The sequence below is a fragment of the Mycolicibacterium holsaticum DSM 44478 = JCM 12374 genome (assembly GCF_019645835.1).
GTDB classification, from domain to species: domain Bacteria; phylum Actinomycetota; class Actinomycetes; order Mycobacteriales; family Mycobacteriaceae; genus Mycobacterium; species Mycobacterium holsaticum.
In genome coordinates this window covers 2,661,916-2,687,573 of the sequence record NZ_CP080998.1, presented here as the reverse complement: position 1 = coordinate 2,687,573, position 25,658 = coordinate 2,661,916, and the positions used below count along the sequence as shown (strand labels likewise).

Here is a 25,658-nt window from a genome sequence, read left to right as displayed (position 1 = left end):
TCAACCGCCGGCGAAGCGGGAACGCTACCGGCATGGCTACATATCGCGTGTTGAACCCGCATGGTGATGTCGTCGACACCAAGGACATCGAGAGCGCCGACGACGCGCACGCCTGGTTCGTCGACCAGAAGGCCGATCCGGAACTCGGCTGGCGCATGGAGGTCCGAAGCGACGACGGCCAGTGGGCGTTCTTCGACAGCAGCGAAGGCGACCGCAAGTACTGAGTCGGGCCGCGCCGTCGGCGTAGGCTACCGGCGATGCCCAAGCTCAGCGCAGGTCTGCTGCTGTACCGCAGCGTCGACGGCACGGTGGAGGTGCTCATCGGGCATCCCGGTGGGCCGTTCTGGACCCGCAAGGACGACGGCGCATGGTCGATTCCCAAGGGGGAGTACGCCGAAGGCGAAGATCCGTGGACGGTGGCCCGACGTGAGTTCGAAGAGGAACTGGGCAAGCCGCCGCCGGTCGGGCCCCGCATCGAGTTCGCACCGCTCAAACAGCCCAGCGGCAAGGTGATCACCGCGTTCGCGGTGCGCGGCGACCTCGATCTGGCGGGCACCGAGTCCAACACCTTCGAGCTGGAGTGGCCGAAGGGTTCGGGCAAGGTCAGGGAGTTTCCCGAAATCGACCGGGTGGAATGGTTTTCCGTGGCACAGGCTCGGTCCAAGCTGCTGAAGGGTCAGCGTCCGTTGCTCGACCAGCTGCTCGCGGCGGTCGAAGACGACGAGTCGGGCGGGTCTCGATCGCGTTGATGGTCAGCGCGCGGCCGTGGATGCGCCAGCCGCCGCGCGTGCGCATGTACTCGTCGTCGTAGCGCAGATGCCAGACCAGGTCGGTGATGCGGCCGTCGGCCACCGTCCAGTGGTGGGCGATGCAGGTGATGCGGCCCAGCGCGTAGCCGGGCTCGTCGCCCGCGGCGTACACCTCGCCGACGATCGCGTGTTCGGTGCGGGTCACCGCGCCCAGCGCGGCCATTGCCGAGCGCACACCGTCGCGGCCGTGCTCGCGGCGCACCGGCTCCAACGACCGCGGCGGGTCAGGCAGCCGCATTTCGGCTGCCTCGGTGAACAACTCGACCACATCGTCGAACCGGCGGTCGTCGACGGCCGACGCGTACAGGTGCACCAGGTCGGCCAGCGCCAGCCGGTCGGCGACCTCGAGGGTCATGGTGTGAGCCCGAGCCGCTGCGCGCACGCCGACAACACGTCGCGGGCTTCGTCGATGTCGGTGATCGGCGGCATCGCCAGCACGACACGATCGGCGCCTGCCGCGGCGAGCCGGTCCGCCCGGTCACCGTCGATCTTCGTGACGCTGTGCCCCAGGGAGAGTTCGAGCGCGTCCGGATCGCGCCCGTGCTGTTGTGCGCTGGCCCGCATGATGTCGACCAACTTGCCGAGGTCGGCTCCGCCGACACCGAGGGGCTGAAAGCCCTCACCGAGCCTGCCGGCCCGCCGCGCCGCGGCCGCGCTGTGCCCGCCGACGGTAATTGGCACCGGGGCAGCCGGTTTCGGATAGCACATCGCGTGGTCGAAATCGAAGAACTCACCGTGGAAGCTGACGCCGTCCGGGTTGTCCTGCCACAGCAGCCGCATCACCTCGAGCTGTTCGTCGGCGCGCCGGCCCCGGCTGGCGAAATCGGTTCCGCAGGCTTCGATTTCCTCTTTGAGCCAGCCCACGCCGACGCACAGCCGCACCCGGCCGCCCGACAGCGCGTCGAGCGTGGCGACCCGCTTGGCCAGCACCACCGGGTGGTGGTTGGGCAGCACCAGCACCCCGGTGGCCAGGCCCAGCCGTTGTGTGCGCCCGGCCAGGAACGCCAGCAGGTCGAGCGGGTCGGGAACCACGCAGTCGGCGGGCAGTTCGACACGCCCGGACGGGTCATAGGGGTACACGCTGGTGTACTGCGCCATCAGCACGGTGTGTTCGACGACGACGATCGACTCGAAGCCGCAAGCCTCCAGGTGCTCGGCGAACGCGGACATGTACACCGGGTCTGCGGTGACGCCGGCGACGACAGGTGCGACGACGGCAAACCTCATGGCAGCGGCGGCAATCCGTTGCCAGCGCGGATGTCACGGCGGCACTCGCGGCGGGTCTGGCCGGTCTGCTCCATGCACACCCGCACCGGCGACTCTTCTGCGAAGGGCAGCGGCGCGTCGGTGGCCGCGGTGGTGACCGTCGGGCTGGGGATCTCGCCCTCGGTGAGCGACCAGATCGACGCGCCGGTGCCCTGCAGCGTCGAGCAGTACGCGGTCGAGCCGTCCTCGGTGGTGCCGGTGGTCCCGACGGGGGAGCAGTCGGCGCCGATCACCACGGCGGCCGGCGCGGCAGCAACCGTCGTGGCCGGCGCCGGTGCGGCGCTCGTCGTGGCGGGCGGCGGCTGTGCCGGGGCCGGCAGCGACCGCGGCGCGGCGGTGGTGGTCGACGTCGTCGTGGCCGGCGCCTCGGCGGCCCGCTCGTCGCGGGCCTGGCGGAACTCGGTGAGCGCGAACACCACCGCGACGACCAACAGCACGGCCAGCACCGCGGGCACGAGCACCCCGGCCCGCAGCGTCGAACGTTTCGGTGGCCGCGCGACGGGCGACAGGCGGGTGCGGTCGTCGTCGCCTGCCGCGCCTTCAAGGCGGTGGCTGAGCGCCCGGGCGAAGTCGGCGCACCGCTCGAAGCGGCCGTTCGGGTTCTTGGCCAGCGCCTTGGCGAAGACAGGGTCAAGCTCTGCCAGTTCGGGGCGGCGCACGCCGATGGCAGGTGGTGACGCCGACAGGTGCTGGCTGATCACCACTGCGGGGTTCGAGTGGGAAAACGGCGGCGAACCGGTCAGCAGGTGAAACGCGGTGGCGGCCAACGCATACTGGTCGGAGCGGCCGTCGAGCCGCTCGCCCATCAGCTGTTCGGGCGCCGCGTAGGACACCGTGCCCACGGTCATGTTGGTCGCGGTCAACCCGCTGACATCGTTCACCCACCGCGCGATTCCGAAGTCGGCCAACATAATTCGCTCGTCACCGGACTCCGGATGGGCGAGCAGGATGTTGGCGGGTTTGACGTCGCGGTGCAGCAGTCCGCGCTGGTGGGCGTAGTCCAGCGCATCGGCGACCGCGCTGACGATCGCGACGACCTCGGAGCTGGGCATGCCGTGCGGGTATTGCTGCCGCAACAACTGCGCGGCGTCGGTGCCCTCGACGTAGTCCATCGAGATCCAGATCTGCCCCTCGAAGTCACCGCGGTCGTGCACGCCGACGATGTGCGGGTGCCACAGCGTGGCCGCAATATCGGCTTCGCGGTGAAATCGCTCGCGGTACTCCCTGTCGGTGGACACGCTGGCGGGCAGCACCTTGAGCGCGTCGCGGCGCGGCAGGCGCGGGTGCTGCGCGAGGTACACCTCGCCCATGCCACCGGAGCCGAGCAACCGCACGATGGTGTATCCGGCGAACGTCGCACCATCAGCCAACGGCATGGCCGAAATATTAGGGGACGCGGCTACAGGTCGAGCGTCAGATGCGCACCCTCGGTGCCGCGCGAGACGCAGATCAGCATCATGCCGCCGTCGCGTTCGGGGTCGGTGAGCAGCGTGTCGCGGTGCTCGACGCGGCCGTCGGACACCGCGAGCACGCGGGTGCGGCAGGTTCCGCAGAACCCCTGCTGGCAGGAATACCGGGCGGGCACGCCCGCCCGGTTCAGCGCGGCAAGCAGCGTCTCCTCGGCCCCGACGCGCACGGTGTCACCGGTCGAGCCCAGCCGCACCGCGAACGGTCTGCCGTCCACCACGGGCGGCGCCGCGAACCGTTCGAAGTGCAGTTCGACGTCGTCGCGGCCGACCAGCGCGGCGCGGATCGCGGTCAGCATCGGGGCCGGCCCGCACGCGTAGACCGCGGTGCCGTCGGGGCAGGCGCCGAGCAGGTCCGCGGCGCCCGGCAGGCCGGACTGGTCGTCGGTGCGGATGGTGACGCGGTCGCCGAACCGCGCGACCTCGTCGAGGAACGGCAGGCTGTCGCGGCTACGCCCGGTGTACACCATCGACCAGTCCACGCCGAGGCGCTGGGCCACGCCGAGCATCGGCAGGATCGGCGTGATCCCGATGCCGCCGGCGATGAACCGGATGCGCCGGGTCGGCGAGCCGTAGCCGGGCACGGTCATCGGAAACGCGTTGCGCGGCCCGTGCGAGGTGACGGTGACGCCTGGGTGCAGCGCGTCGTGCACCTCGGCGGATCCGCCGCCGCCGTCGGGGATGCGGCGCACCGCGATGCGGTAGGCCTGGGCGACGGCCGGGTCGCCGCACAGCGAGTACTGCCGGATCAGCCCGCTGGGCAGGTGCAGGTCGATGTGGGAGCCCGCATGCCAGCGGGGCAGTGGGCCGCCGTCGGCGCCGACCAGCGTCACCGCGACGACATCCTGGTCGCGGGCCACCACCCGGCGCTCGGCGACGCGCAACGCGATCGTGCGGTCGGCGATCGGGGGCGTGCTGATGCGGCGGGCCGTGCCCGAGATCGCCCACATGCCGCTGATCGCGGCGTCGGCCACCCGCAGCGACAGGTCATGGCGCATTCGGCCGAAGGCGCTGGGCGGCGTCTGCCGGATTCTGTCGAACAGTCCCATCAAATGTGGGCGGCCCGGGCCGCGGGCGAGCTGGCGAGGTAGGCGACCGCCTGCGCGGTCGAGCCCATTTCCTCAGGCGAGAACCCGGGCCGGAAGTACATCAGCGTGTTGGACCCGAACAGCTTGCGGTACTTGGGCAGCAGCGCCAGCTTGGAGTCCCGCATCCGCAGCAGGTTGAACTTCCACCAGCCCATGTCGACGTTGGGGTCGTTGCGCACCAGGTACCAGGCGGCGCGTTGGAAGAACAGAAAGATCATCACGACCGCCGTTGACATGGCGCGGATCCGGTCGAGGTAGCTGTCGTGGAAGTAGACGGCGACGTCGTGGGCCACGTTGCGGTGCTCGACCTCCTCGCTGCCGTGCCAGCGGAACAGGTCGACCATCGTGGGGTCGGCGTCGTGATCGTCCCACGCGCAGTTGAGCGCGAAGTCGCCCATCACCGCGGTGTAGTGCTCGATGGCCGCGATCAGCCACAGCCGGTCGCACAGGTGGTTGAGCCGGCGTTTGGGGTCCGCGGAAGCGCTTGGCGCCAGCATCTTTTCGAACACGTACTCGATCTGGTCGAGGATCGGTTTGGGGTCGATGCCGTTGACCACCATGTACTCGTGCAGCACCTGTTCGTGGACGTCGGCGTGGGTGGCTTCCTGGCCGATGAACCCGCGCATGTCGTCGGCGAGGTGCGGATCGCTCACCAGTGGCAGCGCCTCGTTGAAGGTGTCGACGAACCACCGCTCGGCGGCGGGCAGCACCACGTTGAGCAGGCTGACCACGTTGGAGGCCACCGGATGACCCGGTATCCAGTGCAGCGGGATGCCGTTGACGTCGAAGTGCACCTTGCGGGCCTGGATCTGCACGGGCCCCGGATCGAATTCCCGGTCGAAACGGCGTGGTCGCAGTACCGGAATTCCTGCCATTGCGGCCTCCCCTCGAGACAGCTTTGCATCGAAGTCTAGGACCAGTATGTGGGAACGCAGGTTTCAGGTACGGCAGGCCGGTCAATAACTCGAGGCATGGCGGGCATTGACGATGTGCTCGGATGGGCCAGGCACCAGGTGGCGAGCCGGGTTCCCAAGGCCGACCTGGACCAGCGCGACCCGGACTACATCCGCGAACAGCTGCCGGGGCTGTGGCTGGTCGCGTCGCTGTACTTCCGCGCCGACGTGCGCGGGCTGGACCGCATCCCCGTCGACGGCCCGGTGTTGTTGGTGGGCAACCACAGCGGCGGAAACGTCCCGCCGGACACGTTCGTGTTCACGCTGGCGTTCTGCTCGTATTTCGGGGTCGAACGGCCGTTCTATCAGCTGGCGCACAACCTGGTGGTGTCCGCGCCGCCGCTGGCGTCGTTGCGCAAGTTCGGCACCGTGGCGGCCAATCACGAGAACGCCCAGCTGGCACTGAAATCCGGGGCGGCGCTGCTGGTGTATCCCGGCGGTGACTACGAGGTGTTCCGGCCGTCGTGGGAGCGCAACCGGGTCGATTTCGGCGGGCGCAAGGGCTATGTGCGGCTGGCCCGCGAGGCGGGCGTGCCGATCGTTCCGGTCGCCAGCGTGGGCGGCCAGGAGAGTGTGCTGTTCCTCAGCCGCGGCCAGTGGCTGGCCAAGCTGCTGCGGGTGGACAAGATGTTCCGGCTCAAGAGCGTGCCGATCGCGATCGCCCCGCCGTGGGGGCTGGTGATCAGCGACCTCGCCGGGCACATCCCGTTGCCGGCCAAGATCGCGGTCGAGGTGCAGGAGCCGATCACCGCCGAGGAAGTGCTCGGCGCCGACGACGACGTGATCCACGACAAGGTGATCGACAGCCTGCAGGCCGGCGTCGACCGGTTGGCCGCGGCACGCCGCTTCCCGGTGATCGGCTGATCGATGCGGGTCCAACGTCATTGCGTCATCGACGCCGGCCGTGACGAGGTGTGGCGGGTGGTCAGCGACCCGGCCTGCTATCCGCGGTTCATGGCCAGCCTGCAGCGGTGGGAGACCGTGACCGACGTCCCGGCGGGGGTGGGTGCGCGCTACACCGTGCACTGGAAGATCGGCTCGGTGCCGATCGGCGGGTCGGTGGAGGTCGTCGAGTTCGACCAGCCGCGCGAGCTGTCGTGGATCGGCATCACCGGCGTGTCACAGCGCGGCCGCTTCCGGTTGCGCCAAACCTCCGACGGCAAGACCAAGGTGAACTTCCGGCTGGCTTACGAGTCGGCGGGCAATTTGCTCGGGCTGATCGCCGACCGCGTCGCGGCCAGGCAGGTCGGCCGCAACATGGGTCAGACCCTGAAAAACCTCAAGCAGATGGTCGAGAAGTAGGCGGTCACCGTCACGCGGGCGGCGGCGGTGGCGGGGCCATACCCGCGCCGGGGGCGCCCTGGATCGGCACCACCGGGGTCGGGGTGACCGTGGTGACGCCGTTGGAGCCCACTCGCGGGCCACCCGAGGGACCCAGTTCCTCGAGTCGGTCGGCGGCGGCCTGGCTGCAGTCCAGCATCAGCAGGATGCGGCCCCGCGAGGTGACCTTCTGGGTGTCGACCAGGCAGTCGGACTGCGCCAGCACGCTGCCGAACGAGCCGCCGAAATACCCCTTGTAACCCTGGGCCTGCAGGATCTTCAACGCCTTGTTGTACGGCTCGCCGACCACGTTGAGGGTGGTTGACGCCGCCGGCTGCGACATGGCGATGCCCGCGCCGACCAGGGCGGCTCCGCCGATGGCCACGAGCCCACCGCTGAGCACAACGAGCTTGTTCACGTATCTCTCCTAAGTCGGTGGCGGTGCGAACATATCGCAGTCGTGACATATGGGAAACCGGAGAAAACCCGTCCGGCGTTACACCGGCGGTTCGACGGCTGCCCGCATCGTCTCGGCCAACCCGGCCGCGCGCGGATCGGCCAGGATGTCCTCGACCAGCAGGGTGTGGCCGTCGGGGCCGGTCAGCGGAATCCGCCAGTTGGGATATTCGTCGGTGGTGCCCGGCTGGTTCTGGGTGCGCCGGTCGCCGACCGCGTCGGCCAGCGACAGCGCGAGCAGCCGCGACGGGCTGCGACCCAGATACCGGTGCAGCGCGCGGACGATCTCGTCCACCGCGGGTGCGTCGGGGGTGTCGTCCAGCAGCCCGACGCGGCGTAGTTCGTCGAGCCAGGCGGCCTGCTGGCGGCGGTCGGCGGCCAGCTCCTGCTCGGCGGGACGGGTCAGCAGCCCGAGCCGCTCGCGCAGCTTCACGTGCTCGCCGGCCAGATAGCCCGCGGTCGGCGGCAGGTCGTGGGTGGTGACCGCGGACAGGCAGTACTCCCGCCAGCGCTCGGCGGGCAGTGGCCGGTCCGTCTCGGGGCCGTCGCGGTCCATCTCGAACCACAGGATCGACGTGCCGAACAGGCCGCGCCCGCGCAGATAATCGCGCACCCACGGTTCGACGGTGCCCAGGTCCTCACCGACCACGACCGCCTCGGCGCGATGAGCCTCCAGCGCGACGATGCCGATCATCGCCTCGTGGTCGTAGCGCACGTAGGTGCCCTCGGTCGGCGCCGCGCCCTTGGGGATCCACCACAGCCGGAACAACCCGATGATGTGGTCGATGCGCACCCCGCCCGCGTGCCGCAGTACGGCGTTGACCAGCGCCCGAAACGGGCGGTAGGCCTGCTGTTCGAGTTGGTCGGGCCGCCACGGCGGCTGTGACCAGTCCTGGCCGAGCTGGTTGAACTCGTCAGGCGGCGCACCCGCGGTGACCCCCAGCGCCAGCACGTCCTGCATCGCCCATGCGTCCGCCCCGTCGGGATCCACCCCGACGGCGAGGTCGTGCATGAGACCCAGGCCCATACCGGCCTGCCGTGCCGTGGCCTGCGCGGCGGTGAGCTGATCGTCGAGTTGCCACTGCAGCCAACGGTGGAAGTCGACGGTGTCGGCGTGCTCGGCGGCGAACGCGGCGACCTCGGGGTTGGCCGGATGCTGCAGGTCGCGTGGCCAGCCGTGCCAGTCGTTGCCGTACTCCTCGGCCAGCGCGCACCAGGTGGCGAAGTCGTCGAGGCTGCGGCCCTCCCGCCGCCGGTACGCGACGTAGGCCAGCTCCCGGCCGGCGGACCGCTCGACTCGGTACACCGCCTGCAGCGCGGCGCGCTTGGCCTGCCAGGCCGCGTCGCGGTCGATGAACTCACCGCGATCGGCGTCTGCCTGCAGGCGCTCGCGGGCCTTGCGGCTACGGCCGCGGCGACGCAGATAGGCGTACTCGGGTATCGCCTCCACCCGAAGGTAGATCGGGTTGACGAACCGCCGTGAGGTCGGCAGGTACGGCGACGGCTCCATCGGGGCACTCGGCGCGGCGGCGTGCAGCGGGTTGACCAGAAGAAAACCCGCCGCGTGTGCCGCGGCCGACCACACCGCCAGATCCGTCATATCGGTCAAATCGCCGATGCCCCAGGACCTTTGCGAGCGCACGCTGTACAGCTGCACGGCAAGACCCCAGCTGCGTCGGTTGCCGAGCCGGGCAGGCGGGGCAACCGCGGCGGGGGTGACGATCACAGCGGTGCTGACGTCGTCGCCACCGAGTTGCAGATGCAGCTCGTGATAGCCCAGCGGCAGGTCGGCAGGCATCTCGAAACTGGCCTCACCGATCAGCCGCCCGCCGAGATCGTATGGTGCGCGATGGTTTTCCAGCTGCCGCAGACCGGTTCGGGTGCTGCCGTCCTCGAGCCGCAGCCACACCTGCGCCGGGTCGCCGTGGGTGACGTGGACCCAGAACGACGACGCATTCCCCGCCCGGATCACGATCGTCGGCGGCAGCGCACGCGCCCAGTACATCCGGTCGTGTTCGGCCAGCGCGGCCTCGCGCCGGTGCTCGGTGCCTGCCTGCACGCCGAGCGCGTCGAGGACGGCGATGAGCGTGGATTCGCTGACCGGAACGCTGCGGCCGGTCCAGTCCTCGTACTCGGTGGCGACGCCGTAACGTCGCGCCAACTCGACCAGCGACTGCGGCAGGTCCGTCATGCGGTCAATCTTGCCTGGCAGACCATCACCACCCGGGTGTACCCACGCAAACCTGGGCACATGCGCCCGATCTGTGAGGAAAGTCCGCGGCCCGCGAGATCGGTAGGGTGCCGGGCATGGCGCCCGATCCGGTGCAGGCGGCCGCGGCGCAGAACCGGCGAGCGCGCACCGCCGTCGCGGTGCTGTTCTTGACCAACGGCGCGGTCTTCGCCAACCTGCTGCCGCGGCTACCGGAGATCAAGGCCGACCTGGCGCTGTCCAACGCGGTCTACGGCGCGGCGATCGCCGCGTTCTCCGCGGGTGCGCTGGCGGCGGGCCTGACCGCGGCGACGCTGATCCGGCGGTTCCGATCGTCACGGGTGGCGGCGCTCGGCACCGTCGGGATCGCCGCGTTCGTGCTACTGGCCGGTGTGGCGCCGTCGGCGGCGGTGCTGGCGGGTGCGCTGTTCGTCGCGGGCGCGTGCGACGCAGTGACCGACGTCGCGCAGAACGCGCACGGGTTGCGGGTGCAACGCAGCTATGGCCGGTCGATCATCAACTCGTTTCACGCGGTCTGGGCGGCCGGCGCGATCCTGGGCGGCCTGATGGGTGCGGCCGCCATCGCGCTGAACGTCTCGCGGGCGGTGCAGCTGGGCGTGGCGGCGGTGGTGCTGGGCGCGGTCGCCGCCGCCGCCTACCCGTACCTGCTGCCCGGCCCCGACCACGACGGCCCCGACGGGTCGGCGCGGACCGGCGGCGGGACAGGCGCGGGCACGGCGGTGTATGCGACGCTGCTTGCCCTGGTCGTCATCGCGGTGGCAGGCGCGGCGGTCGAGGACGCCGGAAGTTCCTGGGCCACACTGTATCTGCGCGACGGCCTGGGCGCACCGGGCGCGCTGGCGGCGTTCGGATACGTGGCGTTGGTGGGCGCGATGTTCGTCGGACGGCTGATCGGGGACCGGCTGGTCGACAGGTTCGGCGAGGGCGCGGTGGTCCGTGCCGGCGGGTTCCTCGCCGCGGCGGGGATGGGCGCGGCGTTGGCGTTTCCGTCCGTTCCGGGCACCATCGCCGGGTTCGCGGCCGCCGGTTTCGGCGTGGCCACGCTGATCCCGTCGGCGATGCACGGCGCCGACCAACTGCCCGGGCTGCGGCCCGGGACCGGGCTGACGGTGGTGACCTGGCTGATGCGGATCGGCTTTTTGGGCGCGCCGCTTCTGGTCGGGCTGGTCGCCGACGCCACCAGCCTGCGGCTGGGGTTGCTCAGCGTGCCGGTCGCCGGGGTGGTGGTGATGCTGCTGGCCGGTGCGCTCAGCGCGCCACGGCCAACTCGATCGTGAGCACACCGGCGATGATGAACGCGATACCCCACAGCATCATCGAGGTCAGCGGATCGCGGAACAGGCCGCGGGCCAGCAGCGCCACCAACGCCACACCGCACGCGGTCCACACCCCGTAGGCCACGCCCACGGGCATGCCCAGCCCCAGCGTCACCCACAGCAGATAGAACGACACCAGGTAGCCGGCGATCACCGGCGCGATCCACCTCCGCTTGCGGAGACCCTCGGAGGCGCGCAGCGACAGCGTCGCGAACACCTCGACGACGATCGCGCCCGCCAGCGCCACCCACATCACGAGACGTCGGCCGCCGGGGCGCGCTGTGACCCGAGCTCGACCAGCAGCACCCCGGTGATGATCAACGCGATGCCTGCGACGATCGGCCATGTGAACGGATCGCGGAAGAACACGGCCGCCAGTATCGCGGTGCCCGCGGTGCCCAGCGCGCCCCAGATGCCGTAGGCCACTCCGACCGCCATGCCGGCGCGCAGCACCATGGCCAACAGCATGAACGACCCGACATATCCGGTGACCACGACCGCCCACCATGCCGAATGGTCTTGGGAGGCGCGCAAGGACAACGTCGCGGTGATTTCCGTCAGAATGGCCGAGCCGAGCAGCACCCAGTTGCGCACGCGACAAAACTAGCCGACCTGCGTCGAAACTCACCTTTGGGCGCCAAAAGACGACTCGGATTCCGCCAAAAGGTCGACCTCGGCGCCTGCTACCCGCGGGTAACCTGATGTCGTTGCGGTTCAACCAGATCAACCGATGAAGGGGTTCACATGACGGCCGACGCGGGGCGCGGCACCGATCACGCGCTCGTCGTCGACACCGCCTGCGGGCCCGTGCGCGGTATCGACGACGGCACCGTCAAGTTCTGGAAGGGCGTCCGGTACGCGGCCGCGCCCGTCGGCGAGCTGCGCTGGCGGGCGCCCGAACCGCCGCCGCGGTGGACCGAGCCGCTCGACGCGACCAGGGTCGGCCCGGTCTGCCCGCAGCCCACCGACCCGAAGATCCCGATCGACCTGGGCGCACCGCAGGGCGACGACTGCCTGACGCTGAACGTCTGGGCGTCTTCGGACACCGCTGCCGGCGCCGCCAAACCCGTCATGGTGTGGATCCACGGCGGCGCGTACATCCTGGGCTCCTCGGCCCAGCCGCTGTACCACGGTCGAGCGCTGGCCAGCGCGGGCGAGGCGATCATCGTCACCGTCAACTACCGGCTCGGGGCGCTGGGATTCCTGGACCTGTCGTCGTTGGGCGACCAGTTCGCCACCAACATCGGCATCCGCGACGTGCTGTTCGCGCTGCAGTGGGTCCGCGACAACATCGCGGCGTTCGGGGGAGATCCCGGCCGTGTCACGGTGTTCGGCGAATCCGCGGGCGGGGGAATCGTGACCACGCTGCTGGCCAGCCCGCCGGCCGCCGGCCTGTTCGGCGCCGCGATCGCCCAGAGCTCACCGGCGACCTCGGTCTATGACCGCGAACGCGGCAGTCGCGTCGCCGAGCAGTTCCTCGACGCGCTCGGCATGCGCACCGACGAGGCGTACGGGTTGGCGTCGGTGCCGATCGCCGCCGTCAACGCCGCGGCCAAGCGGGTGTTCGACGCGGTCCCGGCCAGCACGCCGGGCACGCTGGCGTTCGCGCCGATCATCGACGGCGACGTCGTGCCCGCGCATCCGGTCAAGCTGGCCCGCGAGGGCCGCACCCACCCGGTTCCGCTGCTCATCGGGACCAACAGACACGAGGCAGCGCTGTTCCGCTGGATGAAGTCACCGCTCATGCCGATCACCCCGCAGGCGATCCGCGACATGTTCGCCACGATCGCCGCCGAACAGCCCGCCCTGCAGTTACCCAGCGAGGCGCAGATCCGGGCGACCTACCGCGGCCGCCCCAAGATCATCGGGATGCGGGTGGCCCGCGACATCGGGTTCCGCATGCCGTCGATCTGGTTCGCAGAAGGCCACCGCGACGTCGCGCCGGTGTACCTGTACCGGTTCGACTTCGCCACCCCGATGCTGCGGCTGCTGCGGCTGGGTGCCGCGCACGCCACCGAGCTGCCCTACGTGTGGGGCAACCTCGTCGCGGGCCCCAAGGACCCCACGTTCAAGCTGGGCGGGTTGAAGGCGGGCAGGGTCGTGTCGGCGCGGATGCGCACCCGCTGGCTGAACTTCGCCGTCGACGCCGCCCCGGCGGGCCGGCCCGGCGACCCGCAGTGGCGGCCGTACCGCGCCGACGAACGCTCCACCCTGGTCATCGACGCCGAGGACCGGCTGGTCGAGGACCTGGACGCCGACGTGCGCACGGCCTGGGGCGATCAGGTGCTCAGCTTCCGCTAGGCCGTAGACTTTGGCCGGGAGGTACTGACTGACGTGGACTGGAGTCGGACTTTCGCGGACGTGCTGCCGCCCCTGATGCACGACCCCGTGATGTACGCGGTGCCCTTCTTCTTATTGCTGCTGGTCATCGAATGGGCGGCGGCGCGCACACTCGCGCACGACGAGCAGCGGGCCCCGGCCGGTGCCTATTCCAGGCCCGACGCCTGGGCCAGCATCTCGATGGGCCTGGTGTCGATCGGCACCAGCGGGGTGCTCAACTTCGTCGCGCTGCTGGCCTACGCCGCCCTCTACGCCTATGTGGCGCCGTGGCAGTTGCCGGCGAACGCCTGGTACACGTGGGTGATCGCGATCGTCGGTGTCGACCTGATGTATTACCTCTACCACCGGATCGCGCACCGGGTGCGGCTGATCTGGGCGACCCACCAGGCCCACCACTCCAGCCAGTACTTCAACTTCGCGACCGCGCTGCGGCAGAAGTGGAACATCAGCGGCGACGTGTTCCTGCGCGCGGTGCTGCCGCTGTTGGGCGTGCCGCCGTGGATCGTGTTCGCCAGCTTCTCGATCAACCTGATCTACCAGTTCTGGATCCACACCGAGCGCATCGGAAAGCTCTGGGCGCCCGTCGAGTTCATCTTCAACACCCCGTCGCATCACCGGGTGCACCACGGCATGGACCAGCAGTACCTGGACAAGAACTACGGCGGCATCTTCATCGTGTGGGACCGGCTCTTCGGCACGTTCCAGCCAGAGACCGCGCGGCCGCACTATGGCCTGACCAAGCAGGTCGACACCTACAACATCTGGAAATTGCAGACCTACGAGTACGTGGCGATCCTGCGCGACGTGCGCGGGGCCACCAGGTGGCGCGACAAGTTCGGGTACGCGTTCGGCCCGCCCGGTTGGGCCCCGGCCCGGGTCGCCGACGCTGGCCGGGTCCGGGATTCGGCCGCAGAACTGCCCGCCTGAGCCAACTTTTTTCGATTGTTTTCATCGGGACCGTAACGTTCCCGTGATCTTGAGCGATGGCCAGGTGTAGGTGCCACCGCGTGCGGTCCCTGCTGGTCGGGCGGATTATCAGTTCTCTCGCTCGGGTATAGCAGACCGCATCATAGCGGTACCGTTGTCACCCTGTTACTCGAGAGGATCGGTGCGGAAATGCCCCGACGATGGTTTCACGCGATGGCAGCGTTGGCCGCCCCGATCATCGCGCTCGCGATCCCCACAGCACCCGTGAGCGCCAACCCCGGCGTGCCGGTGTATCCCGGGATGGAGATCCGACAAGACAATACCGTCTGCACGCTGGGTTTCGTGGATCTGCAGGCGCGTGTCGCGTTCACCGCCGGGCACTGCCGCGGCGGTGGACAGGTCAGTGATCGCAACGGCAACTTCGTCGGCACCCAGGTGCAGTTCCGCGACAACACCCCCAACGGGGCCACCGTCGACGGCACCCACCAGATCGCCGACTGGCAGATCATCGGCCTGGCCCCCGACGCGGCGGTCAACAACGTGCTGCCCAGCGGGCGGGTGCTGGTGACCGATCCCGCCGTGGTCCCCGCACCCGGCCTGCCGGTCTGCCACTTCGGCGTCGTCACCGGGGAAAGCTGCGGAACCATCGAATCGGTCAACAACGGATGGTTCACCATGACCAACGGTGTCGTCAGCGGTAAAGGCGACTCGGGCGGTCCCGTCTACGTGCTCACCCCCGACGGTCGGGCCGCGATCATCGGGATGTTCAACAGCACCTGGGGGCAATACCCCGCAGCGGTGTCGTGGAACGTGACCAGCCAGCAGGCCCGCGAAGGGGTCATCTCGGCCGCGTCGAGCAACGTCGACGCCATGCCTGCCGCGCTGCCGTAGCAATAATTCAGTATTGACTTATAGCACCTGAAAGTGCTGCGCGACAACGGGTTCACGTCAGTGCGCCCGGACGGTCAGCGGCGACTGTACGCCGTTGACGGGGCGGCGTTGCGTGAGGTCGACGAATGGCTGGACGGGTTCCGGCGGTTCTGGGCCCCGCGTCTTGACGCGTTGGCCACCGAGATCGCGCGCGGCAAACGACAACGGCGAAAGAAGGCACCATGATCGATGTAGACGTCGACTACCAGATCAACGCGGTCACGCGGACATTCGGGACAAGGACCATCGAGAGCGGGCAGGCCTACGTCGCCACCATCAGCCAGTCCTATGACACCGCCGCCGAAGACCTCTGGGATGCGGTCACCAGCATCGAACGCATTCCGCGGTGGCTGATGCCGATCTCCGGAGACCTGAAACTCGGCGGCTCCTACCAGTTGGAGGGCCAAGCCGGAGGCACGATCCTGACGTGCGATCCGCCGAGGAACTTCACCGCCACCTGGGAGTACGACGGCGCCACCAGCTGGATCGACGTCTCCGTGCGCAGCGAGGGCCCGGACCGGGCGCGGTTGGTCATCGAGCACATCGCCCACGTCGACGACGACATGTCGCGCATGTTCGGACCCGGCGCCGTCGGCATGGGGTGGGATTCCATGGTGCTCGGGCTGGCGATCCATCTGCGCACGGGGGAGTCCGTCGACCCAGCCGCCGGACAGCAGTGGCTGGGCACCGACGACGGCCGGCGCTTCCTGGCGCTGTCCAGCGAGCACTGGTACCTCGCCAACGTGGCCCAGGGTGAGGACCCGGTGGCCGCGCGGGAGATGGCCGACCGCTGCCTGGAGGCCTACCTCGGCGAGGGCTGAACTAGAACACGTTCTAGCCATTGGGGCAGGGCGGGGATATCCTCGACGCGATGCCTGCCCAGACACCTGTCCAGATTGCTTGGGTGACCCGGGACCTCGACGCCACCGAGACGGTCCTGACCACGCTGCTCGGCGCCAAGAAGTGGATCCGCATGCCCGAGGTGCACTTCGGCCCCGACGCCTGCACCTTCCGCGGCCGACCCGCAGATTTCGTCGCCGCGATCTCGCTGAGCTACGCCGGTGACACGCAGCTGGAAATCATCGCGCCGCTGACCGGTGACAGCATCTACACCGAGTTCCTCGACCGCGCCGGGCCCGGGCTGCATCACGTCTGCGTGGAGGTCGACGACGTCGACGCAGCGCTCGCCGAACGGGGAGCCGAGGCGGTGCAGCGCGGCGTGATGCCGGGCGGGATGGAGTTCGCCTACATCGAAGCCCCCGGGGTGCCCTACCTCGAGATCGCCTATGTGCCCGAGGAGATCAGGGCATTCTTCGACTACATCAAACAGGAGCAACAGTGAGCGGACTGGACATCCCCGACACCGTCGACGCGGCCGAAGTGTCGGCGTGGTCCGACGAGGTCGACGTCGTCGTCATCGGTTTCGGCATCGCCGGCGGCTGTGCGGCGGTCAGTGCGGCCGCCGCGGGCGCGTCGGTGCTGGTGCTGGAACGCGCGGCCGCCGCGGGCGGCACCAGCTCGATGGCCGGCGGTCATTTCTATCTCGGCGGCGGCACCGCCGTACAGCAGGCCACCGGCCACGACGACAGCGCCGAGGAGATGTACAAGTACCTCGTCGCGATGTCGCGTGAGCCCGAACACGACAAGATCCGCGCGTACTGCGAAGGCTCCGTCGAGCACTTCGACTGGTTGGAGGACTTGGGTTTTCAGTTCGAGCGCAGCTTCTACCCCGGCAAGGTGGTCGTCCCGCCGGGCACCGAAGGCCTGTCCTACACCGGTAACGAGAAGGTGTGGCCGTTCTGCGAACAGGCCAAGCCGGCGCCGCGCGGTCATTCGGTGCCGGTACCCGGCGAGCTCGGCGGCGCCGCCATGGTCATCGACCTGCTACTCAAGCGCGCCACCGACCTGGGCGTGCATATCCGCTACGAGACCGGCGTGACCAACCTCGTCGTCGACGACGGCGCGGTGGTGGGGGTGCGCTGGAAGCATTTCGCAGACACCGGCGCGGTCAAGGCCAGGTCGGTGATCATCGCGGCGGGCGGGTTCGCGATGAACCCCGAGATGGTCGCCGAATACACCCCGGCGCTGGGGCAGCAGCGCCGCACCAAACATCACGGCGTGGTGGAGCCCTACATCCTGGGCAACCCGAACGACGACGGCCTGGGCATCCGGATGGGCGTATCGGCCGGCGGGGTCGCCAGAAACCTCGATCAGCTGTTCATCACCGCGGCGGCCTATCCGCCGGAAATCCTGCTCACCGGCGTCATCGTCAACAAGGACGGCAACCGGTTCGTCGCCGAGGACTCCTACCACTCGCGCACGTCGGCGTACGTGCTGGAGCAACCGGAGCAGCGGGCGTACCTGGTGGTGGACGAGGCGCACATGGAGATGCCCGAGATGCCGCTGATCAAGTTCATCGACGGCTGGGAGACGATCGCGGAAATGGAAGCCGCCCTTGGTATTCCGCAGGGCAACCTGGCGGCCACCCTCGAGCGGTACAACGCCAACGCCGCGCGCGGTGAGGACCCCGACTTCCACAAGCAGCCCGAATACCTTGCCGCCCAGGACAACGGCCCGTGGGCGGCGTTCGACCTGTCCCTCGGCGTCGCGATGTACTCGGGGTTCACCATGGGTGGTCTTGCGGTGTCCATCGATGGTGAGGTGCTGCGCGAGGACGGCAGTACGGTGCCCGGCCTGTACGCGGCGGGCGCATGCGCGTCCAACATCGCCCAGGACGGCAAGGGTTACGCCAGCGGAACGCAACTGGGCGAGGGCTCGTTCTTCGGGCGGCGGGCGGGTGGACACGCCGCGGGCTTGGCGGGTGGACACGCCGCGCGGCGGGCGGGTGGACACGCCGCGCGGCGGGCGGGTGGACACGCCGCCCGCGGCTAGACGCGGGCCGGCTCGTCGCCCTGCAGGCGGCCCAGCCGCCACTCGCCGTCACCGAGCAACTCGAGTTCGTGGGTATGGTGCTGTTCCACGGTGGTGCGGTGGCTGACGCTGACCAGGATGGTGTCGGGCAGTTCGGTGCGCACCAGATCGTAGAGCAGGAACTCCAGCCCCTCGTCGAGTGCGGACGTGGACTCGTCCAGGAAGACCGCTTTGGGTTTGGTCAGCAGGATCCGGGCGAACGCGATCCGCTGCTGCTCACCCGGTGAGAGCACCTTGGCCCAGTCCTCGACCTCGTCGAGGCGGTCCACCAGATGCGGAAGCGCCACCTTGGCCAGCATCTCGCGCAATGTCTGGTCGTCGATGCTGCCCACTTCGTTTGGGTAGCTCACCACGGTGCGCAGATCACCGAGCGGCACGTAGGGCAGTTGGGACAGGAACATCGTCTCGTTGGGACCACATGGCCGCGTCAACGCCCCGGAGGTGAACGGCCACAGCTGGGCCAGGCTGCGCAGCAACGTGGTCTTCCCGCTGCCGGACGGACCGGTGATCACCAACGTGTCGCCGACCTCCAGGCGCATGTCGAGCGGTTTGACCAGTTGTCGGCCGTCGGGCGTGCGGACCTCGACGTCGGCCAGTTCCACGGTGCCGTCGACGCAGGCCTTCGTGGTCAGCTCCGCCAGCGCCCGGCCCTCCTCGTTGGCGAGCACCAGGCCGTGCAGGCGGATGATCGCGGCCCGGTAGCCGGCGAACTGGTCGTAGGCGTTGCGGAAGAACGACAGCCCCTGCTCGATGTTGCCAAACGCCGCGGCGGTCTGTGTCATCGCGCCGAGCGTGATCTCCCCGGACAAGAAGCGAGGGAATTGCAGCAGATACGGCGGCACCACGATGATCTGATCCATCGAGAGGTTCCACCCGTAAAAGCCCATCATCCGGTTGATGTAGCGCTTGTAGTTGGACACCACGGGAGCGAACAGCCGCCGCAACCCGGCGCGTTCGGCGATCTCGCCGCGGTAGAAAGCGACCGCCTCGGCCGCGTCGCGCAACCTGACCAGGGCGTAGCGGAAGGCGGCGTTGTACTTCTCGTTGCGGAACGACAACCAGATGATGGGTCTGCCGATCCAGAACGCGAAGATCGACGCCAACACCACGTAGACCAGCAGGATCCAAAACATCGCCTTGGGCAGCGCGATCCCGACCACCGGCAGCGTGAGCGTCCCGGACAGGCTCCACAGGATCGCGGTGAACGAGATCATCGAGGCCAGCGCGTTGACCGCGCCGAACAGCAGGGTGGACGTGGAGATGTTGTTGGGCGTGTTCGGCAGCCCGCCCACCCCGGCGGTGAAGATGTCGATGTCCTGCTGAATCCGCTGGTCGGGGTTGTCGATCGTCTCGTCGATGAAGCGACCGCGGTAGTAGGCCTTGTCGTCGAGCCAGTCGTCGGTGAGACGATCGGTGAGCCATATCCGCCAGGCCAGCATGAACCGCTGGGTCATGAACAGGTCGAGCATGATGCGCGCGACGTGCAGGACCGCCAGCAGCGCGAAGACCATCATCGACATCCAGAAGCCGGCCTCGCCGGACTGCCTGACGGCGGCATTGTCGCTGCCGAGACCCGACGCCACCACCTGGAAGCTGGTCATCATGTCGCTGCCCTGGAACGTGAACAGCACCGACAGCCGCACGCCGACGATTACCGACAGCAGCAGCGCCGCCAGCCAGAGCCAGACCTTCACGCTTTCCGGGCCCTTGAAGTAGCCGCCGGTGATGCGCCAGAACTGACGTCCCCAGGTGGTGAACCGGGCGATCAGCACCATGATGGCCAGCGTGGCGATCGCCGCGATCACCCAGCCGCGCGCGACCCAGACCAGCGACGTCCACAGCTCGTGTCCCCAGTCCAGCGTCGGGACAAAACTTTCCATTCGGGCAAGGTACCTCCCCGCACCGCTGTCAGCGCTGCACAGAGCTCAACTGCTGGTGAGCGCGTCGAGCCGGCTGCCGTCGGGCCGTGATTAAGCTGCCGGTATGAGCACCGGAACGGCAGATTCCGTGAACGCGGGCCACCTGATCGCCCGGCGGTTGCGGGCAAGCGGGATCGACACGATCTTCACGCTCTCCGGTGGGCACCTGTTCTCGATCTACGACGGCTGCCGAGCCGAGAACATCCGGTTGGTCGACACCCGGCACGAGCAGACCGCGGCATTTGCCGCCGAAGGCTGGTCCAAGGTGACCCGCGTGCCCGGCGTCGCGGCGTTGACCGCCGGACCCGGCGTCACCAACGGCATGAGCGCGATGGCCGCCGCCCAGCAGAACCAGTCGCCGCTGGTGGTGCTTGGCGGGCGGGCACCCGCGCTGCGGTGGGGGCAGGGTTCGCTGCAGGAGATCGACCACGTCCCGTTCGTGGCGCCGCTGACCCGGTTCGCGGCGACCGCGGAGTCTCCCGACGCCGTCGGGCCGCTGATCGACGAGGCGCTGCGCGCGGCCGTCGGCGCCCCTTCGGGGGTGGCGTTCGTCGATTTCCCGATGGACCACGTGTTCAGCGAGGCCCGCGACGACGGCGGACCAGGCGCGCTGGCCGACCCACCCGCAGCGGGAGATCCAGACGGAGACGCCGTGGACACCGCCGTCCGGTTGCTGTCCGGTGCGCAGCGGCCGGTGATCATGGCGGGCACCAACGTCTGGTGGGGGCACGCCGAAACCGCGCTGCTCAACCTGGCCGAGGCGCTGGGAATTCCGGTGCTGACGAACGGCATGGCGCGCGGCACCGTGCCAGCCGATCACCCGCTGGCGTTCTCCAGGGCCCGGTCAAAAGCGTTGGGGGAGGCCGACGTTGCGCTGGTGATCGGGGTGCCGCTGGACTTCCGGCTCGGGTTCGGCGCGGTGTTCGGCGGCGAAACCAAACTCATCGTCGCCGACCGCGTCGCACCGGAGCGGCCGCATCCGCGCGAGGTTGCCGCGGGCCTGTACGGCGATCTTCCCAAGATCCTGACCGCGTTGTCGGCGGCCACCCCGCCCGGCCACGCCGCCTGGATCGAACAGTTGCGCGCGGTGGAGATCGCCGCCCGCCGGGGCGAGGCCGCCGAACTCACCGACGACCGGGCGCCGCTGCATCCGATGCGGGTGTACGCCGAGCTGAGCGCGCTGCTGGATCGTGACGCGATCGTCGTGATCGATGCGGGCGATTTCGGGTCGTATGCCGGCCGCGTCATCGACAGCTACGTGCCGGGGGCCTGGTTGGACAGCGGGCCGTTCGGCTGTCTGGGCTCCGGCCCGGGTTATGCGCTGGCCGCCAAGCTGGCCCGCCCCGACCGGCAGGTGGTGTTGCTGCAGGGCGACGGCGCGTTCGGGTTCTCCGGCATGGAATGGGACACGCTGGTCCGGCACGGGGTGCAGGTGGTCTCGGTGATCGGCAACAACGGCATCTGGGCGCTCGAGAAGCATCCGATGGAGATGCTGTACGGATACTCGGTGGTGGCCGATCTGCGCCCGGGCACCCGCTACGACGAGGTCGTCGCGGCGCTGGGCGGGCACGGTGAGCTGGTGGCGACCCCCGCCGAGCTGCGTCCCGCCCTGCAGCGCGCGTTCTCGGCCGGGGTGCCCGCGGTGGTCAACACGCTGACCGATCCGACGGTGGCCTATCCGCGCCGCTCGAACCTGGCCTGAGCCGCCTCCCTTCGCCGCGAGCGTGCGCGAACTCCGCATCCGACGCGGCGTTTCGCCCTCAGACACGCACGCTCGCCGGGAGCGGAAGGGGGGACGCGTACCGTATTTGTGTGGCTAAGACCAAGACCCGCACCCCAGGTCGTGTCAGCAATCGGTTCTGGAAACTGCTCGGCGCCAGCACCGATCGGGACCAGGCGCAGTCGATGACGCAGGTGCGCCAGTCCGCGGACTTCGACGACCGCGCCGCCGAACTCGACGACGAGCAACTGCGCAAGGCCGCCAAGCTGCTGAACCTCGAGGACCTGGCCGACGCCACCGACATCCCGCAGTTTCTGGCCATCACCCGGGAGGCCGCCGAACGCACCACGTCGCTGCGCCCGTTCGACGTCCAGCTGCTCGGGGCGCTGCGGATGTTGGCAGGCGACGTGGTGGAGATGGCCACCGGTGAGGGCAAGACGCTGTCGGGGGCGATCGCCGCGGCCGGCTACGCGCTGGGCGGCAGGCACGTGCACGTCATCACGATCAACGACTACCTCGCGCGTCGCGACGCCGAATGGATGGCGCCGCTGCTGGAGGCGCTCGGCTTGACGGTCGGCTGGATCACCGAGAAATCCACCGCCGAAGAGCGCCGCGCGGCCTACCGGTGCGACGTCACCTACGCCTCGGTCAACGAGATCGGCTTCGATGTGCTGCGCGACCAACTGGTCACCGATGTCGCAGACCTGGTGTCGCCGAACCCCGATGTGGCGCTCATCGACGAGGCCGACTCGGTGTTGGTCGACGAGGCGCTGGTGCCGCTGGTGCTGGCGGGCACCTCGCACCGGGAGACCCCCAAGGTCGAAATCATCCGGCTGGTCGGCGAACTCACCGGCGGCGTCGACTACGACACCGACGACGACAACCGCAACGTGCACCTCACCGAAGAGGGTGCCAGGAAACTGGAGGCCAAACTCGGCGGCATCGATCTGTACTCCGAGGAGCATGTCGGCAGCACGCTCACCGAGGTCAACGTGGCGCTGCACGCCCACGTGCTGCTGCAGCGCGACGTGCACTACATCGTCCGCGACGACGCGGTGCACCTGATCAACGCCTCACGCGGTCGCATCGCGCAGCTGCAGCGCTGGCCCGACGGCCTTCAGGCCGCCGTCGAGGCCAAGGAGGGCATCGAGACCACCGAGACCGGCGAGGTACTCGACACCATCACGGTGCAGGCGCTGATCAACCGGTATCCCACGGTGTGCGGCATGACCGGCACCGCGCTGGCCGCAGGCGAGCAGCTGCGCCAGTTCTACAAGCTCGCGGTCTCGCCGATCGCGCCGAACATGCCCAACATCCGCGAGGACGAGCCCGACCGGGTGTACGCCACCGAGGCCGCCAAGAACGACGCCATCGTCGAGCACATCAAGGAAGTGCACAAGACGCGCCAGCCCGTCCTGGTCGGCACCCACGACGTCGCCGAATCCGAGGACCTGCACCAACGCCTGGTCAAGGCCGGGGTCGCGGCCGTCGTCCTGAACGCGAAGAACGACGCCGAGGAGGCCGCGGTGATCGCCGAGGCCGGCAAGCTCGGCAGTGTCACGGTGTCCACCCAGATGGCCGGGCGCGGCACCGACATCCGGCTCGGCGGGTCCGACGCCGACGATCACTCGGTCAAGAAGAAGGAAGTCGCCGATCTGGGCGGGCTGCACGTCGTCGGCACCGGCAGGCACCACACCGAGCGGCTCGACAACCAGTTGCGCGGCCGCGCCGGGCGCCAGGGCGATCCCGGATCGTCGGTGTTCTTCGCCAGCTGGGAAGACGCCGTCGTCGTGGCCCACCTCGAGCCGAACAAGCTCCCGATGGACACCGACGACACCGGCCGCATCGTCAGCCCCAAGGCCGCCTCGCTGCTGGACAACGCGCAACGCATCGCCGAGGGCCGGATGCTCGACATCCACGCCAACAACTGGCGCTACAACCAGCTGATCGCCCAGCAGCGGGCCATCATCGTCGAACGCCGGGATACGTTGCTGCGCACCGCGGTTGCCCGCGAAGAGCTCGAGGAGCGGTCGCCGAAACGCTACGCGGAGCTGGTCGAGGACCTCGGCGAGGAGAAGCTGGAGAAGATCTGCCGGCTGATCATGCTGTACCACCTGGACCGCGGCTGGGCCGATCACCTGGCCTACCTGTCCGATGTCCGCGAGAGCATCCATCTGCGCGCGCTGGGCAACCAGACCCCGATCGACGAGTTTCACCGGATGGCCGTCGACGCGTTCGCCTCGCTGGCCGCCGACGCGATCGAGGCGGCTCAGCAGACCTTCGAGACCGCGCCGTCCATCGAGGACGAACCCGGCGTGGACCTGTCCAAACTGGCCCGGCCGACCTCGACGTGGACGTACATGGTTCACGACAATCCGCTTGCCGACGACTCGCTCTCCGCGCTGAGCCTGCCGGGGGTGTTCCGCTAGGTTTAGCCCATGACCGAGGCGCATGGCCGGGCGCCTTCGCCGCCGGAACAGAGGGGTCGCGCCCGCGACCGGGTGTTGACCGTCCCCAACGTGCTGAGCGTGCTGCGCCTGGCGTTGGTGCCGGTGTTCCTCTGGCTGCTGCTGGTCGCCGACGCCAACGGGTGGGCGGTGGCTGTGTTGATGTTCAGCGGCTTCTCCGACTGGGCCGACGGGAAGATCGCCCGCCTCGTCGACAACCAGTCCTCGCGGCTGGGGGAGCTGCTCGATCCGGCCGTCGACCGGATATACATGCTGGTGGTCCCGGTGGCGATGGCGGTCCACGGTTCGTTGCCGTGGTGGATCGTGGCCACGCTGATCGGGCGCGACGCCGTGCTGGCCGCGACGCTTCCGCTGCTGCGCAGCCGCGGGCTGACCGCGCTGCCGGTGACCTACCTCGGTAAGGCGGCGACGTTCGCGTTGATGTCGGGTCTGCCGCTGATCCTGCTCGGCCAGTGGGACGCGCTGTGGAGCCGGGTGGTGCTGGCCTGCGGATGGGCGTTTTTGATCTGGGGTCTGGCGATGTATCTGTGGTCGGCGGTGCTGTACCTGATCCAGGTGACGATGGTGATGCGACGGCTGCCGAAGAGCCGGGGACCCCGATGACGCAGAGCTTCCGCAAAACCCTCGGCGGCTACGACCCGAACGCCGGGCGCAGCGCCCACGCCGCCGACAAGCCGACGCTGATCCCGGTGCCCTCGCTCCTGCGGTCATTGCTGACCGAGCACCTCGACCCCGGGTACGCGGCGGCCGCCGAGGCCAAGGCCGCGGGCAAGCGCCGCCCGCGGTGGCAGACCTGGGCGTGGCAGTGCTGCGGTGCGCTGCTGATCGCCGTCGTGTTCGCCACCGCGCTGGCCCAAGCCCGCAGCACCGCCACCGGCGTCCGGGAAACCCAGCACGCGCTGGCGGGCAGCGTCCGGTCAGCGGAGGCCTCGACCGTGGACCTCACGGCTCGCCGCGACGCGTTGGCCACGCAGGTCGACACCCGGCGGCGCAGCCGCCTCGAAGGCGACGAGCGTGGCCAGCAGCTGTTGGGTCGCCTGGACCAGGCGGACTTCGCCGCGGCCGCCACACCGGTGATCGGGCCGGGGCTGACGATCACCGTCACCGATCCCGGCGTCTCGCAGAACCTCAGCGACGTGTCCAAGCAGCGTCTGCCCGGCAGCAGGCAGGTGATCCTGGACCGCGACCTGCAACTGGTGGTCAACGGGCTGTGGGCCAGCGGTGCGGAGGCGGTGTCGGTGGGCGGAGTGCGGATCGGGCCGAACGTGACCGTGCGGCAGGCCGGGGGCGGCATCCTGGTGGACAATCAGCCGATCACCAGCCCGTACGTCATTCTCGCCATCGGACCGCCGAACCTGATGAAGGACATCTTCGAGCGCAGCTCGGGCCTGCAACGCCTGCGGCTGCTGGAGATCTCCTACGGTGTCGGGGTGCAGGTCAGCGCCTCCGACACCGTCACGCTGCCCGCCGGTTCGGTTCGGGAAGTCAACTTCGCCAAGCAGATTGGTCAGTAACCACG

24 protein-coding genes and 2 pseudogenes are annotated in these 25,658 nt (G+C 69.3%); 16 read left to right on the top strand and 10 right to left on the bottom strand.

From position 1 onward, the window contains the following. The first annotated feature begins 32 nt into the window (after positions 1-32). Positions 33-224 (top strand): hypothetical protein, encoded by a 192-nt coding sequence (locus K3U96_RS12945; protein WP_220693253.1) that lies wholly within the window; start codon positions 33-35, stop codon positions 222-224. Between the two features lie 33 nt (positions 225-257). Further along, entirely contained in the window at positions 258-749 is a 492-nt protein-coding gene (locus K3U96_RS12940; protein ID WP_069407766.1) for an NUDIX hydrolase, read from the top strand. Positions 750-819: 70 nt separating this feature from the next. Here the strand turns inward: K3U96_RS12940 and K3U96_RS12935 are convergent. From K3U96_RS12935 to K3U96_RS12915, 5 genes and pseudogenes are all read right to left on the bottom strand, one after another. Continuing rightward, positions 820-1,164 (bottom strand): annotated as a pseudogene (locus tag K3U96_RS12935) (nuclear transport factor 2 family protein); the annotation flags it as partial. Beyond that, entirely contained in the window at positions 1,161-2,036 is an 876-nt protein-coding gene (locus K3U96_RS12930) for an LLM class F420-dependent oxidoreductase (RefSeq protein WP_220693252.1), read from the bottom strand. The pseudogene K3U96_RS12935 and the gene K3U96_RS12930, both read right to left, overlap by 4 nt. Further along, complete coding sequence (locus K3U96_RS12925) at positions 2,033-3,451, bottom strand: serine/threonine-protein kinase (protein ID WP_220693251.1); 1,419 nt, start codon at positions 3,449-3,451, stop codon at positions 2,033-2,035. The genes K3U96_RS12930 and K3U96_RS12925 overlap by 4 nt, the downstream gene beginning before the upstream one ends. Positions 3,452-3,474: 23 nt before the next feature. Further along, complete coding sequence (locus tag K3U96_RS12920) at positions 3,475-4,590, bottom strand: PDR/VanB family oxidoreductase (RefSeq protein WP_220693250.1); 1,116 nt, start codon at positions 4,588-4,590, stop codon at positions 3,475-3,477. Next, positions 4,590-5,504, bottom strand: coding sequence for a metal-dependent hydrolase (locus K3U96_RS12915; RefSeq protein WP_069406915.1), 915 nt, complete (start codon positions 5,502-5,504; stop codon positions 4,590-4,592). The genes K3U96_RS12920 and K3U96_RS12915 overlap by 1 nt, the downstream gene beginning before the upstream one ends. A gap of 96 nt (positions 5,505-5,600) precedes the next feature. Between K3U96_RS12915 and K3U96_RS12910 the strand changes: the two genes are divergently transcribed. Beyond that, the gene (locus K3U96_RS12910) at positions 5,601-6,446 is read left to right on the top strand and encodes a lysophospholipid acyltransferase family protein (RefSeq protein ID WP_220693249.1); all 846 of its coding nucleotides are present in this window, start codon (positions 5,601-5,603) and stop codon (positions 6,444-6,446) included. Between the two features lie 3 nt (positions 6,447-6,449). Beyond that, positions 6,450-6,884, top strand: coding sequence for an SRPBCC family protein (locus K3U96_RS12905; RefSeq protein ID WP_069406913.1), 435 nt, complete (start codon positions 6,450-6,452; stop codon positions 6,882-6,884). A gap of 10 nt (positions 6,885-6,894) precedes the next feature. Here the strand turns inward: K3U96_RS12905 and K3U96_RS12900 are convergent, their stop codons facing one another. Next, complete coding sequence (locus tag K3U96_RS12900; protein WP_069406912.1) at positions 6,895-7,320, bottom strand: hypothetical protein; 426 nt, start codon at positions 7,318-7,320, stop codon at positions 6,895-6,897. 78 nt (positions 7,321-7,398) lie between these two features. After that, positions 7,399-9,549: a 4-alpha-glucanotransferase gene (gene malQ, locus K3U96_RS12895; protein WP_220693248.1), complete on the bottom strand. Its 2,151-nt coding sequence runs from the start codon at positions 9,547-9,549 to the stop codon at positions 7,399-7,401. A gap of 116 nt (positions 9,550-9,665) precedes the next feature. On the opposite strand from malQ, the gene K3U96_RS12890 reads away from it, so the two are divergent. Then, positions 9,666-10,865, top strand: a complete 1,200-nt coding sequence (locus K3U96_RS12890; RefSeq protein ID WP_220693247.1) for an MFS transporter — start codon at positions 9,666-9,668, stop codon at positions 10,863-10,865. On the opposite strand, the gene K3U96_RS12885 is transcribed toward K3U96_RS12890, so the two are convergent. Together K3U96_RS12885 and K3U96_RS12880 are read right to left on the bottom strand one after the other, a co-directional pair. Further along, a complete protein-coding gene (locus K3U96_RS12885) occupies positions 10,837-11,157 on the bottom strand; it encodes a DMT family transporter (protein ID WP_220693246.1) in 321 nt (106 codons plus the stop codon). The genes K3U96_RS12890 and K3U96_RS12885 overlap by 29 nt on opposite strands. Beyond that, complete coding sequence (locus K3U96_RS12880) at positions 11,157-11,498, bottom strand: DMT family transporter (protein ID WP_220693245.1); 342 nt, start codon at positions 11,496-11,498, stop codon at positions 11,157-11,159. Before K3U96_RS12880 ends, K3U96_RS12885 begins: the two co-directional genes overlap by 1 nt. A 150-nt stretch (positions 11,499-11,648) precedes the next feature. Between K3U96_RS12880 and K3U96_RS12875 the strand changes: the two genes are divergently transcribed. The 7 genes and pseudogenes from K3U96_RS12875 (at position 11,649) to K3U96_RS12845 (ending at position 17,993) form a co-directional block, all read left to right on the top strand. Continuing rightward, a complete protein-coding gene (locus K3U96_RS12875) occupies positions 11,649-13,205 on the top strand; it encodes a carboxylesterase/lipase family protein (protein WP_220693244.1) in 1,557 nt (518 codons plus the stop codon). A 75-nt stretch (positions 13,206-13,280) separates the two neighbouring features. Beyond that, positions 13,281-14,171, top strand: a complete 891-nt coding sequence (locus K3U96_RS12870; protein ID WP_275085556.1) for a sterol desaturase family protein — start codon at positions 13,281-13,283, stop codon at positions 14,169-14,171. 189 nt (positions 14,172-14,360) lie between these two features. Next, positions 14,361-15,062 (top strand): Rv1815 family serine proteinase, encoded by a 702-nt coding sequence (locus K3U96_RS12865; protein WP_220693242.1) that lies wholly within the window; start codon positions 14,361-14,363, stop codon positions 15,060-15,062. A 24-nt stretch (positions 15,063-15,086) separates the two neighbouring features. Continuing rightward, positions 15,087-15,287 (top strand): annotated as a pseudogene (locus K3U96_RS12860) (ArsR/SmtB family transcription factor); the annotation flags it as partial. Continuing rightward, entirely contained in the window at positions 15,284-15,922 is a 639-nt protein-coding gene (locus K3U96_RS12855; protein ID WP_220693241.1) for an SRPBCC family protein, read from the top strand. The pseudogene K3U96_RS12860 and the gene K3U96_RS12855, both read left to right, overlap by 4 nt. A 50-nt stretch (positions 15,923-15,972) precedes the next feature. Then, positions 15,973-16,443, top strand: coding sequence for a VOC family protein (locus K3U96_RS12850; protein ID WP_069406904.1), 471 nt, complete (start codon positions 15,973-15,975; stop codon positions 16,441-16,443). Further along, on the top strand, positions 16,440-17,993 hold the full coding sequence (locus tag K3U96_RS12845) for an FAD-binding protein (protein WP_220693240.1): 1,554 nt from the start codon (positions 16,440-16,442) through the stop codon (positions 17,991-17,993). Before K3U96_RS12850 ends, K3U96_RS12845 begins: the two co-directional genes overlap by 4 nt. On the opposite strand, the gene K3U96_RS12840 is transcribed toward K3U96_RS12845, so the two are convergent. Further along, the gene (locus K3U96_RS12840; protein ID WP_220693239.1) at positions 17,990-19,912 is read right to left on the bottom strand and encodes an ABC transporter ATP-binding protein/permease; all 1,923 of its coding nucleotides are present in this window, start codon (positions 19,910-19,912) and stop codon (positions 17,990-17,992) included. The genes K3U96_RS12845 and K3U96_RS12840 overlap by 4 nt on opposite strands. A gap of 103 nt (positions 19,913-20,015) precedes the next feature. Between K3U96_RS12840 and K3U96_RS12835 the strand changes: the two genes are divergently transcribed. The 4 genes from K3U96_RS12835 to K3U96_RS12820 all read left to right on the top strand — a co-directional run bounded on the left by K3U96_RS12835 (position 20,016) and on the right by K3U96_RS12820 (position 25,653). Next, entirely contained in the window at positions 20,016-21,653 is a 1,638-nt protein-coding gene (locus K3U96_RS12835; protein WP_220693238.1) for an acetolactate synthase, read from the top strand. 110 nt (positions 21,654-21,763) lie between these two features. Continuing rightward, positions 21,764-24,100, top strand: coding sequence for an accessory Sec system translocase SecA2 (gene secA2, locus K3U96_RS12830; RefSeq protein WP_220693237.1), 2,337 nt, complete (start codon positions 21,764-21,766; stop codon positions 24,098-24,100). A 9-nt stretch (positions 24,101-24,109) separates the two neighbouring features. Beyond that, positions 24,110-24,742: a CDP-alcohol phosphatidyltransferase family protein gene (locus K3U96_RS12825; RefSeq protein WP_220693236.1), complete on the top strand. Its 633-nt coding sequence runs from the start codon at positions 24,110-24,112 to the stop codon at positions 24,740-24,742. Beyond that, on the top strand, positions 24,739-25,653 hold the full coding sequence (locus tag K3U96_RS12820) for a DUF881 domain-containing protein (RefSeq protein ID WP_220693235.1): 915 nt from the start codon (positions 24,739-24,741) through the stop codon (positions 25,651-25,653). The genes K3U96_RS12825 and K3U96_RS12820 overlap by 4 nt, the downstream gene beginning before the upstream one ends. Positions 25,654-25,658: the final 5 nt, after the last annotated feature.

Excerpts from the sequence above, each read along its gene's own strand:
- K3U96_RS12945 (WP_220693253.1), top strand. The coding sequence starts at position 33 with ATGGCTACATATCGCGTGTTGAACCCGCATGGTGATGTCGTCGACACC.
- K3U96_RS12940 (WP_069407766.1), top strand. The coding sequence starts at position 258 with ATGCCCAAGCTCAGCGCAGGTCTGCTGCTGTACCGCAGCGTCGACGGC.
- K3U96_RS12930 (WP_220693252.1), bottom strand. The coding sequence starts at position 2,036 with ATGAGGTTTGCCGTCGTCGCACCTGTCGTCGCCGGCGTCACCGCAGAC.
- K3U96_RS12925 (WP_220693251.1), bottom strand. The coding sequence starts at position 3,451 with ATGCCGTTGGCTGATGGTGCGACGTTCGCCGGATACACCATCGTGCGG.
- K3U96_RS12920 (WP_220693250.1), bottom strand. The coding sequence starts at position 4,590 with ATGGGACTGTTCGACAGAATCCGGCAGACGCCGCCCAGCGCCTTCGGC.
- K3U96_RS12915 (WP_069406915.1), bottom strand. The coding sequence starts at position 5,504 with ATGGCAGGAATTCCGGTACTGCGACCACGCCGTTTCGACCGGGAATTC.
- K3U96_RS12910 (WP_220693249.1), top strand. The coding sequence starts at position 5,601 with ATGGCGGGCATTGACGATGTGCTCGGATGGGCCAGGCACCAGGTGGCG.
- K3U96_RS12905 (WP_069406913.1), top strand. The coding sequence starts at position 6,450 with ATGCGGGTCCAACGTCATTGCGTCATCGACGCCGGCCGTGACGAGGTG.
- malQ (WP_220693248.1), bottom strand. The coding sequence starts at position 9,549 with ATGACGGACCTGCCGCAGTCGCTGGTCGAGTTGGCGCGACGTTACGGC.
- K3U96_RS12890 (WP_220693247.1), top strand. The coding sequence starts at position 9,666 with ATGGCGCCCGATCCGGTGCAGGCGGCCGCGGCGCAGAACCGGCGAGCG.
- K3U96_RS12885 (WP_220693246.1), bottom strand. The coding sequence starts at position 11,157 with ATGTGGGTGGCGCTGGCGGGCGCGATCGTCGTCGAGGTGTTCGCGACG.
- K3U96_RS12875 (WP_220693244.1), top strand. The coding sequence starts at position 11,649 with ATGACGGCCGACGCGGGGCGCGGCACCGATCACGCGCTCGTCGTCGAC.
- K3U96_RS12870 (WP_275085556.1), top strand. The coding sequence starts at position 13,281 with ATGCACGACCCCGTGATGTACGCGGTGCCCTTCTTCTTATTGCTGCTG.
- K3U96_RS12865 (WP_220693242.1), top strand. The coding sequence starts at position 14,361 with ATGCCCCGACGATGGTTTCACGCGATGGCAGCGTTGGCCGCCCCGATC.
- K3U96_RS12855 (WP_220693241.1), top strand. The coding sequence starts at position 15,284 with ATGATCGATGTAGACGTCGACTACCAGATCAACGCGGTCACGCGGACA.
- K3U96_RS12850 (WP_069406904.1), top strand. The coding sequence starts at position 15,973 with ATGCCTGCCCAGACACCTGTCCAGATTGCTTGGGTGACCCGGGACCTC.
- K3U96_RS12840 (WP_220693239.1), bottom strand. The coding sequence starts at position 19,912 with ATGGAAAGTTTTGTCCCGACGCTGGACTGGGGACACGAGCTGTGGACG.
- K3U96_RS12835 (WP_220693238.1), top strand. The coding sequence starts at position 20,016 with ATGAGCACCGGAACGGCAGATTCCGTGAACGCGGGCCACCTGATCGCC.
- K3U96_RS12825 (WP_220693236.1), top strand. The coding sequence starts at position 24,110 with ATGACCGAGGCGCATGGCCGGGCGCCTTCGCCGCCGGAACAGAGGGGT.
- K3U96_RS12820 (WP_220693235.1), top strand. The coding sequence starts at position 24,739 with ATGACGCAGAGCTTCCGCAAAACCCTCGGCGGCTACGACCCGAACGCC.